At 39.2% G+C, this 15,143-nt stretch carries 9 protein-coding genes and 4 pseudogenes; 8 read left to right on the top strand and 5 right to left on the bottom strand.

The features are described 5' to 3' along the window. Positions 1–30: 30 nt before the first annotated feature. The 5 genes and pseudogenes from P4S71_RS00965 to P4S71_RS00945 form a co-directional block, all read right to left on the bottom strand. A complete protein-coding gene (locus tag P4S71_RS00965; protein ID WP_096794500.1) occupies positions 31–1,413 on the bottom strand; it encodes a Na+/H+ antiporter NhaC family protein in 1,383 nt (460 codons plus the stop codon). A 463-nt stretch (positions 1,414–1,876) separates the two neighbouring features. Continuing rightward, positions 1,877–2,485, bottom strand: coding sequence for a PqiC family protein (locus P4S71_RS00960; RefSeq protein ID WP_096794501.1), 609 nt, complete (start codon positions 2,483–2,485; stop codon positions 1,877–1,879). Then, on the bottom strand, positions 2,485–4,140 hold the full coding sequence (pqiB, locus tag P4S71_RS00955; protein WP_096794502.1) for an intermembrane transport protein PqiB: 1,656 nt from the start codon (positions 4,138–4,140) through the stop codon (positions 2,485–2,487). Before pqiB ends, P4S71_RS00960 begins: the two co-directional genes overlap by 1 nt. Further along, positions 4,137–5,302 (bottom strand): annotated as a pseudogene (locus tag P4S71_RS00950) (PqiA/YebS family transporter subunit). Before P4S71_RS00950 ends, pqiB begins: the two are co-directional and overlap by 4 nt. A gap of 184 nt (positions 5,303–5,486) precedes the next feature. Next, positions 5,487–6,301 (bottom strand): annotated as a pseudogene (locus tag P4S71_RS00945) (thioesterase family protein). A gap of 240 nt (positions 6,302–6,541) precedes the next feature. Here P4S71_RS00945 and dnaK point away from each other — a divergent pair. The 8 genes and pseudogenes from dnaK (at position 6,542) to P4S71_RS00905 (ending at position 15,057) form a co-directional block, all read left to right on the top strand. Continuing rightward, positions 6,542–8,458, top strand: coding sequence for a molecular chaperone DnaK (dnaK, locus tag P4S71_RS00940; RefSeq protein WP_007375531.1), 1,917 nt, complete (start codon positions 6,542–6,544; stop codon positions 8,456–8,458). 200 nt (positions 8,459–8,658) lie between these two features. Continuing rightward, positions 8,659–9,798, top strand: a complete 1,140-nt coding sequence (gene dnaJ, locus P4S71_RS00935) for a molecular chaperone DnaJ (RefSeq protein ID WP_007375530.1) — start codon at positions 8,659–8,661, stop codon at positions 9,796–9,798. 99 nt (positions 9,799–9,897) lie between these two features. After that, positions 9,898–10,358, top strand: a pseudogene (ybaK, locus tag P4S71_RS00930) (Cys-tRNA(Pro) deacylase). Between the two features lie 123 nt (positions 10,359–10,481). Further along, a complete protein-coding gene (locus P4S71_RS00925) occupies positions 10,482–10,886 on the top strand; it encodes a DUF1761 domain-containing protein (protein ID WP_033029847.1) in 405 nt (134 codons plus the stop codon). Between the two features lie 42 nt (positions 10,887–10,928). Then, complete coding sequence (locus P4S71_RS00920) at positions 10,929–11,180, top strand: hypothetical protein (protein ID WP_096794503.1); 252 nt, start codon at positions 10,929–10,931, stop codon at positions 11,178–11,180. A 150-nt stretch (positions 11,181–11,330) separates the two neighbouring features. After that, the gene (locus P4S71_RS00915) at positions 11,331–11,594 is read left to right on the top strand and encodes a CBU_0592 family membrane protein (RefSeq protein WP_007375526.1); all 264 of its coding nucleotides are present in this window, start codon (positions 11,331–11,333) and stop codon (positions 11,592–11,594) included. Between the two features lie 376 nt (positions 11,595–11,970). Beyond that, a pseudogene (locus P4S71_RS00910) lies at positions 11,971–13,700 on the top strand (sensor histidine kinase). Continuing rightward, positions 13,693–15,057: a sigma-54-dependent transcriptional regulator gene (locus P4S71_RS00905; RefSeq protein ID WP_096794505.1), complete on the top strand. Its 1,365-nt coding sequence runs from the start codon at positions 13,693–13,695 to the stop codon at positions 15,055–15,057. Before P4S71_RS00910 ends, P4S71_RS00905 begins: the two are co-directional and overlap by 8 nt. The last annotated feature ends 86 nt before the right edge of the window (positions 15,058–15,143 follow it).

The raw sequence follows: 15,143 nt of genomic DNA, 5'->3' as shown, positions 1-15,143 counted from the left end.
CACTACATTGGGGTTTTTATTTAAGCAAATTTAAGCCATTATCAAAAAGCCTATAACAGCTAATGCCGCAGCAATTAGCGTGTAAGGCAATTGTGTAACGGCATGGCTCATTAAATTACAACCAGAGCCTTGCGCTGCGAGTACGGTTGAATCTGAGTAAAAACACGCTTGGCTACCAAAAGAGGAAGCCGATAATAGCGCACCAATGACCAGTGGTATGTTTGCATCAACCGCATTTGCCAGTGGCATAACAATCGGAATTGATACAGCAAAAATACCCCAGCTAGACCCAGTTGCAAACGCTAAAATAGCCATTGAAATAAATACCACGGCAGGTAAGTATGCAGCGGTCATATAAGGGCTTAAGCTGCCAATAACAAACTGAGGCAAACCAATTAAGTCGCATACATCTTTAAATATAAACGCAGCTATAACAGTACCAATCGCGGGGATCATACTTTTAAAGCCATCAAGCATGCGTTCAATCATTTCACTTACACTCATTAATTTTTGTAGAGCATAAAACGGGAGAGTGACCGCCATTGTTGCTAATAAGCCTTTGTATACGTCTATTTCAAAGTAAACAGTAAATGCAACCAGTAAAATAATCGGCACCAAAAAGTTACGTAATTTACCTTTAGGATCAGCATCTTCAAAGTTTTCTTCTACGGCTTTTACTGCATATTCATCCGCTGTTTGAACGTCATTGTATTGGGCTGGCTCAACTTGAGCTTGCTCAATTTGAGCCATTTGCTCTGCTTTTTTCATTGGACCAATCGCAGGAATAACACCCAGCACAACAAGTAAAACAACAAGCACTGCAAACCACGCGTAAAACATGTACGGAATAGCTTGAATATAAACAGCAATCCCTTTGCCTTCCTCAGCAATACCGTTATCTACCAATAAGCCACTAAAAAATACCGCCCAGGTAGATAAAGGGACAAGCACACAAATTGGTGCAGCAGTTGAGTCAACAACGTAAGCAAGCATCTCACGGCTCACTTTAAATTTATCGGTAATGCGTTTCATGGTTTCACCCACAGTAAGCGCATTTAAGTAGTCATCAATAAAAATAACCACACCTAGACAAAAGGTCATAAACAAAGATGAACGCTTACCTTTGGTGTACTTAAGAGCTAGCTTGCCAAAAGCCGATGCACCACCTGTACGCACTAATAGTGCGATAAGTGCGCCAAAACCACCACATACAAGTATTAGCCAGCCGATGGTTTCGTCTGTCATCACTTTTAGCGATGTACTCGCAAAGTTAGTAAGTACCTGTGCAGGGTCGGCTATAACTAAACCAACTAAAGCACCAATAAGTAAAGATAAAATAGGGCGGCGTAATACAACAGCCAATACAACTACCACCAACGGTGGCAGTAAACTTAACGCAGAAGGTTCAAGCATTTAAGTATTCACAAAATTAAAAGCATGTATAAAAATTAAAATAGTATTAATTTTTAAACTGCTTATACAAAAACAAAGAAGATGATAAGTTTGTTGTTAAATCATTTTCCAAGTCACTGCTTTTGTACGCGTGGGAGGGACACTTAAACAGTTATGTTAAATAGCGGCTTAAGTGAAACGCGTTGGCTTTGGCGCCAGACGGTGCGAGGAGTGCAAACCGCTATTGTTGTGCCTGTAAAAACATCGGCGCAAAAATAATCTGCTTTTTAATTTCAGTCAACAAAAATTTACATGTTTGATAAAGTTTTATTAGAGGCGGTTTAATTGAGTGCTTTGTAGCGCTAATTCCTTGAGGTAAAGAGATGCCATTCATCAACTTAAAAAATTATTGAAGAAGCAGCAAAAAGTAAGATTCGACGGTAATTGATGATAAAACCGCCGTGATTATATTGTCACTTAATGATTAAAGTCTTGCTTGTTCTATTTGTTTTGCAACATTTAGGTTTATATTTAGCCATGTTGCTTCAAGTGTCGAAACCAGGCCGTCATAGCCATCATCATCAATAGGCACTAGGTTTGAAAAATTATGAATACTTACAAGACGTCGTCCGGTTTCTGGATGTGTATAGTACAAGCGCCAGAGCCCCGAAATATCGGCGTTACCTTGCATATCGCCATTAAAGTGGTGAATCTCGTATTCAAGTTCATAAAATGTTTGTTGATCAAGTTCAGTAATGACCGGTAAGCCTTTTATTACCATCCAGTTGGGCATAGCATTAAAAAGTGTTTGCTGGGCTGTGGCAGTAAGCATTACATCTGGCGATTCACCCCACAGGTTGTAATTTGCAGCATGAATTTGGTTGCTATCTATTTTCATAGCAATGCCCAAATTATTTAAAGCGCCTCTGAGTACAACAGTTTGTATTCTTAGTTGCGCATCTGTATCCGCAATGTTGCGAGACGAAGCGCCTATTGGCTGTTCAAACTGGTAATACTGTGTCGCAGTTTGTATTGATGAACTACAACCTGACAATAGTAATAATAAACTTGCAGTTAAAAATAACGATCTCATTATTGCTTCCTTGGTTTTGGATCTGCGGGTAATGATTTATCAAAAATTAGCATATTAGGTTGTTCGTTCAAACCACGAGTAAGCGGTTGTAACCCTTCACTTAAACGTTTAAATTCTTTTAATGTTTGCTGTATTTGATGATGAAGTTCAGAACCGGCTTGGTAACTGGCCATTGTTTTGTCGAATTGACGCATGGTTACTTCAAATTGCACCATACTTTTTGTCATTTTCTCAAAATTACGGTTAAAGTCACCCGGTAAATTTTGTGTGTCTTTTTGGCTCAGTAGCTCTCGCATTTCATTAGCAAGCGCTCGATAGTCAGTAAATGTCGCTTGCATTTGCGCTAAGCTATCTTCAATTTTTAAGTCATTAACTTTATTGAGTACATCAGATACTTGATCTGCCAATACGGTTATACCGCTGGAAATACTTGGAAAAACATCATATTGAACAAGTTTGCCTAAATGCGCTGCGGGTGCGTCGGGATATATATCAAAATCAACATACACCGCACCCGTTAATAAATTGCCGGGCTTTAATGAAGCGCGCATCCCACTTTCAATCCAGCCTTTTAAACTACCTTGCCAATATTCTTTAGCTGAAGCACTGTCATGATACAAGCGTCCGTATTCTACTTTTATAAGTACCGGAACGGCCGTATTGTGGTTTCTAAAGTGAGCGGGCTTACCGTTAACAATTACATTAGCAGGGGCTTCTACAACAGTCCCTACACGCATACCCCTATATTCTACAGGCGCTCCTGTGCGCAACCCTCTAACGGATTGTTCGAATTCAATTAGGTAGTAATCAAAGTCGTAAAAGCGCTCTTCTAACGCTTCTTTATAGCTTTGGCTTAATGAAAAGCTATGCCCATCTTGTGCTATTTCACCCGGTGCCTGTTGCTCAGGTAACCCAACAGAAACACCGCCTTTTAAAAGTTTGCTTAAAGAGCCAGTATTTATATTAATACCGTCTGCAGAGAGGTCAATTTCAATACCCGCGTTCACCCAAAAAATAGAATTCATAGTGATGAGGTTTTGATAAGGTTCTTTAATAAACACGCCATACTTCATTGCTTGGTTTTCCCAATCAAAAGTAGCGGTTTCTATCTGACCTATTTTGTAATTTTTGAAAAATATACCGGTACTTACATCTAGTACTTCAGCATTATAACTAAGGAGTTTAAAGCGACCGCCTTTAACGTCTTTACCGATAAGTGCGGGTTCATCTTGGAGCGTAAACCTTTCTTTTAGTTCTTTACTTTCTCCTGGAGAAAACTCTAAATAAACACCTGATAAAAGAGTACTCATACCACTAATACCTGTTTCATCAATGCGAGGTTTAACGACCCAAATTTTTGCATCATCGGTTAATAAGTCATTGTAATTTTTATCTATTTGTGCACGAGCAATAACGCTGTCTTGTGTGTCAGATAAACGAATATGATCGATTTGACCTATTTTTACACTGCGTACTTTTATTTCCGTTTTACCTGCAATAATACCTTCGGCCTGTGGCATCTCGATAAAAATAGTAGGGCCTTTATTTGCTTGATATTGATATAGCATCCACATGCCCACTAAAAGCGCAATTGCCGGAATGATCCAGATGGCGGAAATCTTCGGTTCTTTTGTTATTTCAGCAGTTTCGGTCATGCTTTATTCTCTGATATCTTATTTTTAGGTGAATCCCACAACAGTCGTGGGTCAAAGGCATGGGCAGCCATCATTTGGCATAATACCATAACTGTAAAAAATACAATGCCAAGACCTGGAGTTACCGACATTAAATTACCAAGCTGTACCAAGGCAACTAAAATAGCAACGACAAATACATCTATCATGGACCATTTTCCAATAAACTCAGTCAGTTGATAAATTCGAGTATAACTTTTTGTATGCCGATTTGCAGGCTTTGTAACCATAATACATAAAAAGCTCAGCACAAACGCTTTAGCAAGCGGTACAACCACACTGGCTAAAAATATAATGGCAGCAATGGGATAGGAACCACTCTTCCAAAGTGTAATTACACCACCAATTAATGTAGAGGGGATTCATCACCTAAACTAGTGGTATGCATTATTGGTAAAGCATTAGCAGGAATATAGCAAATAACAGAGGTTATTAACCATGCAGTTGCTTTTTGTACACTATAAGGGTTTCTGACGTGTGTTTTAGTGTGGCAACGTTGGCAGATATCACCGGTGCATAGTTGGTGACATACATGGCAGGCTTTAATATTTTCATCAATTGCGCGTTTTGCGTTATCAGCGCCTTCGAGTATTTTTACAGGCTTAATTTGAGCCCATAAACGCGGGCGATTTAAGTGAACAAGTGCTGCTATATATAAAATAACAAACCCTACATAAGCCCAGAAACTTGCCCCAAAGCTAATATCAGCCAGCGACATAATTTTAACCATACTGACCAGCACACCGATTAAAAATATTTCTGACATAATCCAAGGCTCTAACGCAAGCGTGAATTTCAATAACCGCCTTGCTATGCCTTCGGGCAATGTTTTTAATACCCCTAAGTGCAGAGGGATCAAAATAAGGAGTAAACCCATAGGCAGGGCAATAATACTAAGATCAATAAATAAGCCGAGTAGTTCGCTATCGTAATTAAATAAAATTCGTGCGGCATCGGGTAGAGTAATTGTTTGAGTAATGCCGCTACTGCTAAATGAAATGAAAGGGTAAAACATGCTGCTTAGCAACATTAACAAAGCGCTAAAACTCAGTGCAACAATACGGCTGTCGTGATTCACATCGGCTTCGCAAAGTTTATGATGACAATGTGGGCATATCGCCATTTGTTTCGCGATTATGCGAGGTATGTCTATGATCAGATCGCAGCAGGGGCAGACAGTTTGCAATTTAATACCAAGCAAGAAGAATGTTTGTCCAATTTTGCAATATTTAATGCATTAATACAACGCGAACAGTGAATAAGCCTTTAAAAGCCAAACATTTTAATATTGTTTGGCTTTAGGGTTTTTAGTCAAATAACGCCACCGTTTGGCGTGTAAGGGCTATTAACTCCCTGATTGTGACCAAATACAGCCATCTTCTAAACCATAACCATCTTTTGAATGATGAGTGATTGCTTCAAAGCCAAGCCATTCGCCAGGTGTTAAGTTTGGTTCTTGCACAAACTCTAAGTACCAAGACATGCTACTAGCTGGAGCGGGTTGTTTAAACATTTGTAATAACGTAGGTGGCCATGCATCTGTTAATGCAATAACGTGCGCTTCTGTTATTTGCTCTGGGGTGTGCTTAAAGCGCATCCAGCCCCCTAAGTGAGAAGTTTCTGCGCTGCTAAATGGCATAGCGCCTTGTTGTGGGCATAAATCAACATGCTGAAAAAACTCAGGCATCTGGCCTTTAACAAAAGGGAGTGTATAGCGCTCGTCTACCGGTTTTAACCCTAAAGATTTCGAAACGGGCACATTAACACCCGACTCTCTACTTTTAGCAAAACATGCTTGTACGATAACGCACACTTGTTCATTTTGAATGGCTTTGGCAAGTACTTGTGTACTACTTTTACCTTGTCGTAGTATTTCTACTGATAAAGAAAAGGGAGTATCGGCAAGCAATGGTCCTACAAAATTAGTGCTAAGAGAAAGTAGACGACGATCACTTGCAACCTTACCTCTGATTGCTTGATACAACAGTGCGGCTGATAGCCCACCAAAAGCAGTTCTGCCTTGGCACCAGTTTTCTGGAAATTGCATTGTGCTAGTTAATTGTTCGGTATTATCTGAACTTCCAATTTTTTCAGCTTGGAGAAGTAATTGTTCAAAATGCATGAAGATGTCCTTTTAAAGTGCGATTTAATAAATTTATAACACAACCAAACTAGTCAGACCAGTAATTAAAAGCGCCTCTGGCGGTGTAAAAATCATCATTCCTTACAATTATTAGGGTTATTTTGTAAATAAATCATAAAAAATGAATTTTTTTCATTTTTACAGTTGAAATAAGTTTGGCGCATCCCTATTTACTAAGTCATCGAACGTATTAACGAATATTGAAGTTGGAGAAGTTTCATGGGTAAAATTATTGGAATCGATTTAGGTACTACAAACTCTTGTGTTGCAGTACTTGATGGTGGCAAAGCACGTGTTATTGAAAACGCGGAAGGCGATCGCACAACCCCGTCTATTATTGCTTACACGCAAGACGGCGAAACATTAGTAGGCCAATCTGCTAAGCGTCAAGCGGTTACTAACCCGACAAACACATTATTTGCAATCAAGCGTTTAATTGGTCGTCGTTTTGAAGACGAAGAAGTACAACGCGATATCGGCATCATGCCGTTTAAAATCATTAAAGCAGATAACGGCGATGCATGGGTAGAAGCGGGTGGCGAAAAACGCGCTGCACCACAAATTTCTGCTGAAGTACTGAAAAAAATGAAGAAAACGGCTGAAGACTTTTTAGGTGAAGAAGTAACTGAAGCTGTAATCACAGTACCTGCATACTTTAACGATTCACAACGTCAAGCAACGAAAGATGCTGGTCGTATTGCGGGTCTAGAAGTTAAACGTATTATCAATGAGCCAACTGCTGCGGCACTGGCTTACGGTATGGATAAAAACCGTGGCGAAAACATCGTTGCAGTATATGACTTAGGTGGTGGTACTTTCGATTTATCAATCATTGAAATTGATGAAGTTGAAGGCGAGCACACTTTTGAAGTACTTGCTACAAACGGCGACACTCACTTAGGTGGTGAAGATTTCGATAACCGTGTAATCAACTACCTAGTAGCTGAATTCAAGAAAGATCAAGGCTTAGACTTAAAAGCTGATCCTCTTGCAATGCAACGTGTTAAAGAAGCTGCTGAAAAAGCAAAAATTGAACTTTCATCTGCACAATCTACTGAAGTAAATCTTCCGTATGTAACTGCTGATGCATCTGGTCCTAAGCACATGAACGTGAAACTAACACGTGCTAAGCTTGAATCACTAGTTGAAGATTTAGTAACTAAGTCTCTAGAGCCACTTAAACGTGCACTTGCTGATGCTGATTTATCAGTAAGCGACATCAACGATATTATTCTTGTTGGTGGCCAAACACGTATGCCTTTAGTACAAAAAACAGTTGCTGATTTCTTCGGTAAAGAACCACGTAAAGACGTAAACCCTGATGAAGCAGTTGCAGTAGGCGCAGCGATTCAAGGTGGTGTACTTGCTGGTGACGTTAAAGATGTACTATTACTAGACGTTTCTCCATTATCTCTAGGTATTGAGACAATGGGTTCAGTAATGACTGCATTGATTGAGAAAAATACGACGATTCCTACTAAGAAATCGCAAACATTCTCAACCGCTGAAGATAACCAATCTGCTGTAACAATTCACGTGTTACAAGGTGAGCGTAAACGTTCAAGCGACAATAAATCTCTAGGTCAATTTAACCTAGAAGGTATTCGCCCAGCACAACGTGGTACACCGCAAATCGAAGTAACATTCGATGTTGATGCCGATGGTATCTTACATGTATCTGCGAAAGATAAAGATACAGGTAAAGAGCAAAAAATCACAATTCAAGCATCTTCAGGCTTAAGCGATGAAGAAGTTGAAAAAATGGTTCGTGATGCAGAAGCACATGCTGAGGACGATAAAAAGTTTGAAGAACTTGTAGCTGCTCGTAACCAAGCTGATGCTTTAGTTCATGGTACTCGCAAGCAAATTGAAGAAGCTGGCGATGCATTACCAAATGAAGACAAAGAAGCGATTGAAGCGGCTGTTGTAGATTTAGAAGCGGCTATTAAGAGCGACAATAAAGAAGAGATTGAAGCTAAAACTCAAGCGCTTGCTGAAAAGTCTCAAAAACTGATGGAAATTGCTCAAGCGAAAGCGCAGCAAGGTTCAGCAGATGCAGGCGAGCAACAGCAATCAGCTAAGCAAGATGACGACGTTGTTGATGCAGAGTTCGAAGAAGTGAAAGACGACAAATAATTGTTGCTAACGCTTCTCGCTAGCCAAAAACACTTAACTCAGTTGAGTGTTTAGGTTAGGATGAACAATTGAGGCGCGCGAGCAATAGCTTGTCGCGCCTTTTGCATGTGTTTAAGGTTCAAATTCAATGATAAATCGATGCGATTTATCGGTTTATCCAGCAGCTTACGCTGCAAATAGAAAAGAGTAGTGTGATAGATATGTCAAAACGCGATTATTACGAAGCCCTCGGCGTAAGCAAAGATGCGAGTGAGCGAGACATAAAAAAAGCGTATAAACGCTTAGCGATGAAATATCATCCAGATCGTACCGCAGGCGATAAAGATCTCGAAACAAAGTTTAAAGAGGTTAAAGAAGCCTACGAAATTTTAACCGATGCGCAAAAACGCCAAATGTATGACCAACATGGTCATGCGGCATTTGAGCAAGGCGGCGGTGGTGGCCATGGTGGTTTCGGCGGCGGCCAAGGTGATTTCGGTGATGTATTTGGCGACGTATTTGGCGATATTTTTGGTGGTGGCGGTGGTCGACGTCAATCTCGTCAGCAACGTGGCTCTGACTTACGTTACAACATGGACTTAAGCTTAGAAGAAGCGGTTCGTGGTAAAGAAGTTGAAATTAAAGTACCAACATGGGTGGGTTGTGAGCCATGTGACGGCAGTGGTGCTAAAGCGGGTTCTAAACCTAAAACATGTACTACATGTCATGGTGCTGGCCAAGTGCAAATGCGCCAAGGTTTCTTTGCTGTGCAGCAAACATGTCCAACGTGTCAAGGACAAGGTCAGATTATTTCAGATCCTTGTAACAAGTGTCATGGTCAAGGCCGCGTAGAAAAAACCAAAACGCTTTCAGTTAAGATTCCAGCTGGCGTTGATACCGGTGACCGTATCCGCTTAACGGGTGAAGGCGAAGCCGGAATGCACGGCGCGCCATCTGGCGACTTGTACGTGCAGGTATCGGTTCGCGAGCATGAAATATTTGTACGTGAAGCGAATAACTTATATTGTGAAGTACCAATCAGCTTTACTACAGCAGGCTTAGGTGGCGAAATTCAGGTGCCGACACTTGATGGTCGTGCAAAACTTAAAATACCGTCTGAAACGCAAACGGGAAAAATGTTCCGTATGCGTGGTAAAGGTGTTAAGTCTGTACGCAGTGGTGCCCAAGGCGATCTAATTTGTAAAGTGGTAATCGAAACGCCAGTAAATCTTAACGAGCGTCAACGTGAATTACTGACTGAATTAGATGAAAGTATGGGCACAGATAGCTCTAAAAACCGTCCTAAAGAGCAAGGTTTTTTTGACGGTGTTAAAAAGTTTTTTGATGATTTAACTAAGTAAATTTAAATTATTATAAATAATGAAACGGCGCTATTTAGCGTCGTTTTTTTTGCTTTAAATTTTATTTTTGTTACTGTTAATAAAAAATGATTAAGTATTATGACACCTGCAATCGATCTATTGAAAAAATCAAAAATCCCGTTTGATGTCTTAAGTTACGAGCATGACGCTAGCAATAGTCACTATGGGCTTGAAGCAGTTGAAAAGTTAAAGCTTAATAGCCATCAAGTATTTAAAACATTAGTGCTTGAAACACATGAAGGCGAATTAATTGTTGCAGTAACACCTGTTTCTCAACAAATTCATTTAAAGCAATTGGCAAAATTAGCTTCATCTAAAAAGGTGGCAATGGCGGCTGCACAAAAAGTACAAGCCAGTACGGGGTATATTTTAGGAGGGGTAAGTCCACTGGGACAAAAAAACGCCTCGCTACCTACATTCATGGTAGTGCATCACAGTTTGAGCACGTATATGTAAGTGCAGGAAAACGCGGTTTAGAAGTGAAATTAATGACAACCGATCTTATTACATTAACTGGTGCAAAACTGGGGATATTTTAACTTTTTCTTTTTGACATTTACGGGGAGTCCATATAAGGCCCTAGTTTCCAGATTATGAGTTTGCCGCTTTAATAATTATTAACTACAGTCAAATAACCCATCATGCATAAGTTATGGCAGTATATGAATTTTTCTGATGTTGATTATTTTGCGGTATTAATTGCCGCGCTCTCTTGCTTTATGCTTGGCGGCATTTGGTATTCAAATAAAATGTTTAAACAAGCTTGGCTTGAAAGTTGTGGTTTAACAGAGCTAGATTTGCAATCAGCAGATCCAAAATTAATTTTTGGAGGGAGCTTTTTATTATCTTTTATAGCCACTTTTTTGCTTGCATTGTTTCTAGGTGAAAACCCTAACGTTGGTGAAAGTGTAGGAACTGGATTTATTATCGGTGTATTTTGGGTTAGTAGTTCACTTGGGCTTAGTTATATTTTTGAGCAACGGCCGATGAAGCTGTTTTTAATTAATGGTAGTTTTCATATTTTACAATTTTCTTTAATGGGCCTAATTTTGGGTATTTGGCCTTAGTCTTGTTACACTTTAGGTATTACTTTGAATTAATGACTAATTATGGCTAAACCAAATAAAAAAGGGCCAACAAAAACGGTTGATATTTTTTGTTCTGCTTGCAAAACCCCCTTATTTAAGTATCGAAAGGGCGGTAAAGGAGCGCTTGTTAAATGTTTTATAGAACGTATTAGCCAAAATTTCACAAAAGAGCCCTGTATTTGCCCTAACTGTAATCGTCCTTTTGCAAGGCCTACTGTGATAAGAGGGATACCCGCTTATAAAATTATTGGTGGTAAAGTTACATTTAAATAAGCATATTGCTTATGCGGACATATGCCCTTGTTAGAATTTATCATCTTGATAGAATCGCCCGGTTTTGCTGTTTCAATGAATGAAAAAATACCCTCCCCACGGATCGGGCCAGTTTTTTGGGTTATTTAAAAATGGATAAAGGATAGTTTCGTGATAGCACTCTTATTTGACATCATAGGTATGACAGGTACTTTTTTAGTCGTTGGCTCATTCTTTTTACTGCAGCTAGGTAAAACATCTCCAACTAGCTTAATGTACAATATGATGAATTTAACGGGGGCCATTTTATTGTTGATCAGCCTTTGTTATAACTTTAACTTAGCCAGTTTTGTAATCGAAATATTCTGGATTGCAGCGTCATTAATTGGTTTATACAAATATGTTAAAAATCGAAGAGCTGTAACTGCAAGCTAATTTAGCGAATAGATGATGCTCTATATCAATCTGCAATAATACGTTATCAATTTAAGGGATAAAACCTGAGGCTAACAGAAGTCAAAATTTCTGATTTACAACGCCATGGATGCAGTAGATAAAACAATGCAGAAGTCATTGCTGGGAACAACTAAATAACGATTTTTTACCTTGTTATCGGCAATGTTTACTACCTCAAAATAGATAACTTAATGAAGTGAATTGGTATAATAAAAAATCACCGTGAACATTTTTGGTTGCGGTGATTTTTTGTTTTTACTCGCTCTGATTTTTGTCAATAAAAGTTTATATCGCTATGACTAATAAGCCGTTAAACTAGGTTTTTTAAATTCATCAGGTTATTTTGTGGGTCAGTATGTTTTCTCTTTCTAAAAGAATCATTATTACTTGTATATTACCCATATTTATTTTGTTGATATCATTTTTTCTCGGACGAACTCATGATATTGAGCAAGCAAACCTTCAGGCTGAACGTCAAGTTACTCAATTAAATAATTATATTGATACTGAACTTGCACGCTTTTCTGCGATCCCAGAGTTATTAACTTATAATGAGTTGATGATAAGTTTTGTATCAGGATCACCACAACATTATAGCGCAATTAATAATTATCTAGCTGATATTCAGCAAGCCAGCGGTGCGTCTGACATCTTTGTGTTGGATACGCAAGGTGATGTTATTGCAAGTAGTAATTGGCAGACTGATTACACTTTTTTGGGCAGTAACTATGCTTTTAGACCCTATTTTAAACGTGCTTTTACGGATGATAAAGTGGCCTATTTTGCACTTGGTATACGCTCAAATAAACGAGGCATATATTTTTCACAAGCAGTTTATAGTGATAATAAGGCCATTGGAGTAGTGGTTTTAAAAGTTAATGTAAGTAAGTTCGAAAATGATAGAGAGTTGCTAAACACGTCGAAGGGGAGCCATTTTTATTTACAACTTCCCGATCACGTTATTGCCATGTCTGATATTGAACAGTGGCGTTTGAATAGCTTTACTCAGCTCGGAATTACTGCAAAGCAGGAGATTAAATCTAGCCGTTCTTATCTGGATCATCAACCAATATACATAAAGCAGCATCAGTCTCAGAGCCAAGGTACGACGCAATTTAAAATTGATAAACAGCGATATGTTTCGTCCTCAATGAAACTCAATAACTTTAACGCCACAATGCATATTCTTGTCGATGTATCAAAGGTCGATAGCGCACAAATATCGCGCTTATTTTGGGTTATTATTATCTACAGTTTTCTAATTATTATTGGGTATAGCTTATTAGCTCGTTTTGCTGGATATAAAAAATTACTTTATTCAAGGCATAGTCTTGAGCAAAAAGTAATAGAGCGTACCCAAACGCTTGAAAAGGTACAAACGGCTTTAGTGCAATCAGCTAAACTGGCTACTATAGGGCAGCTGAGTGCTGGTATAAATCATGAAATAAACCAACCTCTTAGTGCAATTAATACATACCTAGCAAGTGCTAAGCGGCTATTAGCAAAAGGTAATTACGAAGCCTTAAGTCAAAGTTTGGTTATTATTGAAGGGCTAGTTGAGCGAGTGCATAAAATTGTGGGGCAGCTGAAACACTTTAGTAAACCATCAGGGATGCAATTAAGACCATACCCGCTTGCTGCGCTTGTTAATAATGCATTAATGATTTCTAGCGCGCAGTTAAAGCAAGACAATGTGCAGGTGCAGCCCCGCAATTTGATGAAGCAGTCATCGTCTGGGTTGATGCTCTTAAGTTTGAACAAGTGCTGGTTAATTTAATTACCAATGCCAGCCAAGCTATGAATGGTGCTGTTGAACGTAATTTGACCTTCAATTTGGAGTGTTTTGAAGAACGCGTTAAATTCTCTATTTTAGACACCGGTTCGGGTATTGAACAACATGTATTTAGTCATTTATTTGAGCCCTTTTACAGCACTAAAGATAGCAAAGGTCTCGGTTTAGGGTTATCAATATCAAAACAGATTATTGATTCATTTAATGGCTCTTTAAGCGCACACAATAGATTGCAAGGTGGGGCTGAATTTATTATTAGTCTTTCAAGTAAGCAGGGGGATAAGCATGATTGATAGTTTGTTGTGTAAACACATTATAGTGATTGATGATGAAGCGATGATCAGAGATTCGCTAAAACAACTACTCACACTAGAAGGTTATACAGTAGAGTGTTTTAACGACGCAAGTACGGCCCTTAGTAAGCTTAGCCGACGGTATAATGGAATTGTGCTTAGCGATATTAATATGCCCACAATGAACGGTTTAACTTTACTCGAGCAAATCACAGCCTTTGACAGTGAGCTTCCTGTGATATTTTTAACAGGCTATGCCGACGTGTCCATTGCGGTAAAAGCAATGCAATTAGGGGCATACGATTTATTCGAAAAACCGCTGAACGAACACTTACTTGATTGTATTGCCAGAGCATGTGATAAGCGCAGTCTTGTTATGGAAAATCGCGCATTAAAAGTGGTTGTGCAAAAAGCATCTGCGCCGGGTGTACGTATATTGGGGGATACGCCCAAAATGCAACATATGATGCATTTATTAAATACAGTAATAGATACGCCAACAGATATAATGATTGAAGGTGAAACCGGCACAGGAAAAGAGCTCGTAGCACGCTACTTACATGATCAGAGTATTCGTTCGAGCTGTAACTTTGTGGCGATTAACTGTGGGGCTGTACCAGAGCAATTAATAGAAAGTGAACTGTTTGGTGCAGCAAGTGGAGCATACACGGGTGCTACGCAGAGCCGTAAAGGTAAGTTTGAATATGCACAAGGCGGTACGGTCTTTTTAGATGAAATAGAAAGTACCCCCATGTCGCTGCAAGTTAAATTACTGCGCGTTTTAGAAGAGCGAAAAGTAACCCCTGTAGGTGATAACAAAGCAATTGATTTAGATATAAGAATTGTAGCTGCGACAAAAGTAGACTTACTGTCATTAGTTGAAAAAGGCGAGTTTAGAGCTGATTTATATTACAGGTTGAGCTTAGTTAAAGTAAATATTCCGCCTTTACGAGAGCGAAAAGCAGATATACTTTTATTGTTTAAGCATTTTAGTTCCATTGCTGCAACGCGCTATCACAAGCCTCCAGCACCCCTGAACAGCGAAATACAACAGCGCTTAGTTGCTTATGATTGGCCTGGTAATGTAAGAGAGCTCAGAAACCAAGCCGAACGTGCGGTATTACTTGGCGCCGAACTTGCCTTTACCGAGGTTAATACGCAGCAGTTTGGTGGATTATCTCCTGATTTGAGCTTATCAGAAAAAGTGGCTTTTTATGAGCAATCACTGATTGAATATGCGCTTGAGCAAAATCATGGAAGCATCAAAAATACCATGGAAACACTGCAAATTGCGCGTAAAACACTTTACGATAAAATGAGTAAATATAATCTTAATCGAGATATGTTTACGGAATAGTTGTGCGGATTTAGTGACAACATGCATTTCTAAGTGTGCGGTTAACCGCACACGCTTGTATAAATAATAACAGCAATTTTTTTTAA

The organism is Pseudoalteromonas sp. B62 (genome assembly GCF_037162565.1).
GTDB classification, from domain to species: Bacteria; Pseudomonadota; Gammaproteobacteria; order Enterobacterales; family Alteromonadaceae; genus Pseudoalteromonas; species Pseudoalteromonas fuliginea.
This window is presented reverse-complemented; position numbering and strand designations above follow the sequence as displayed.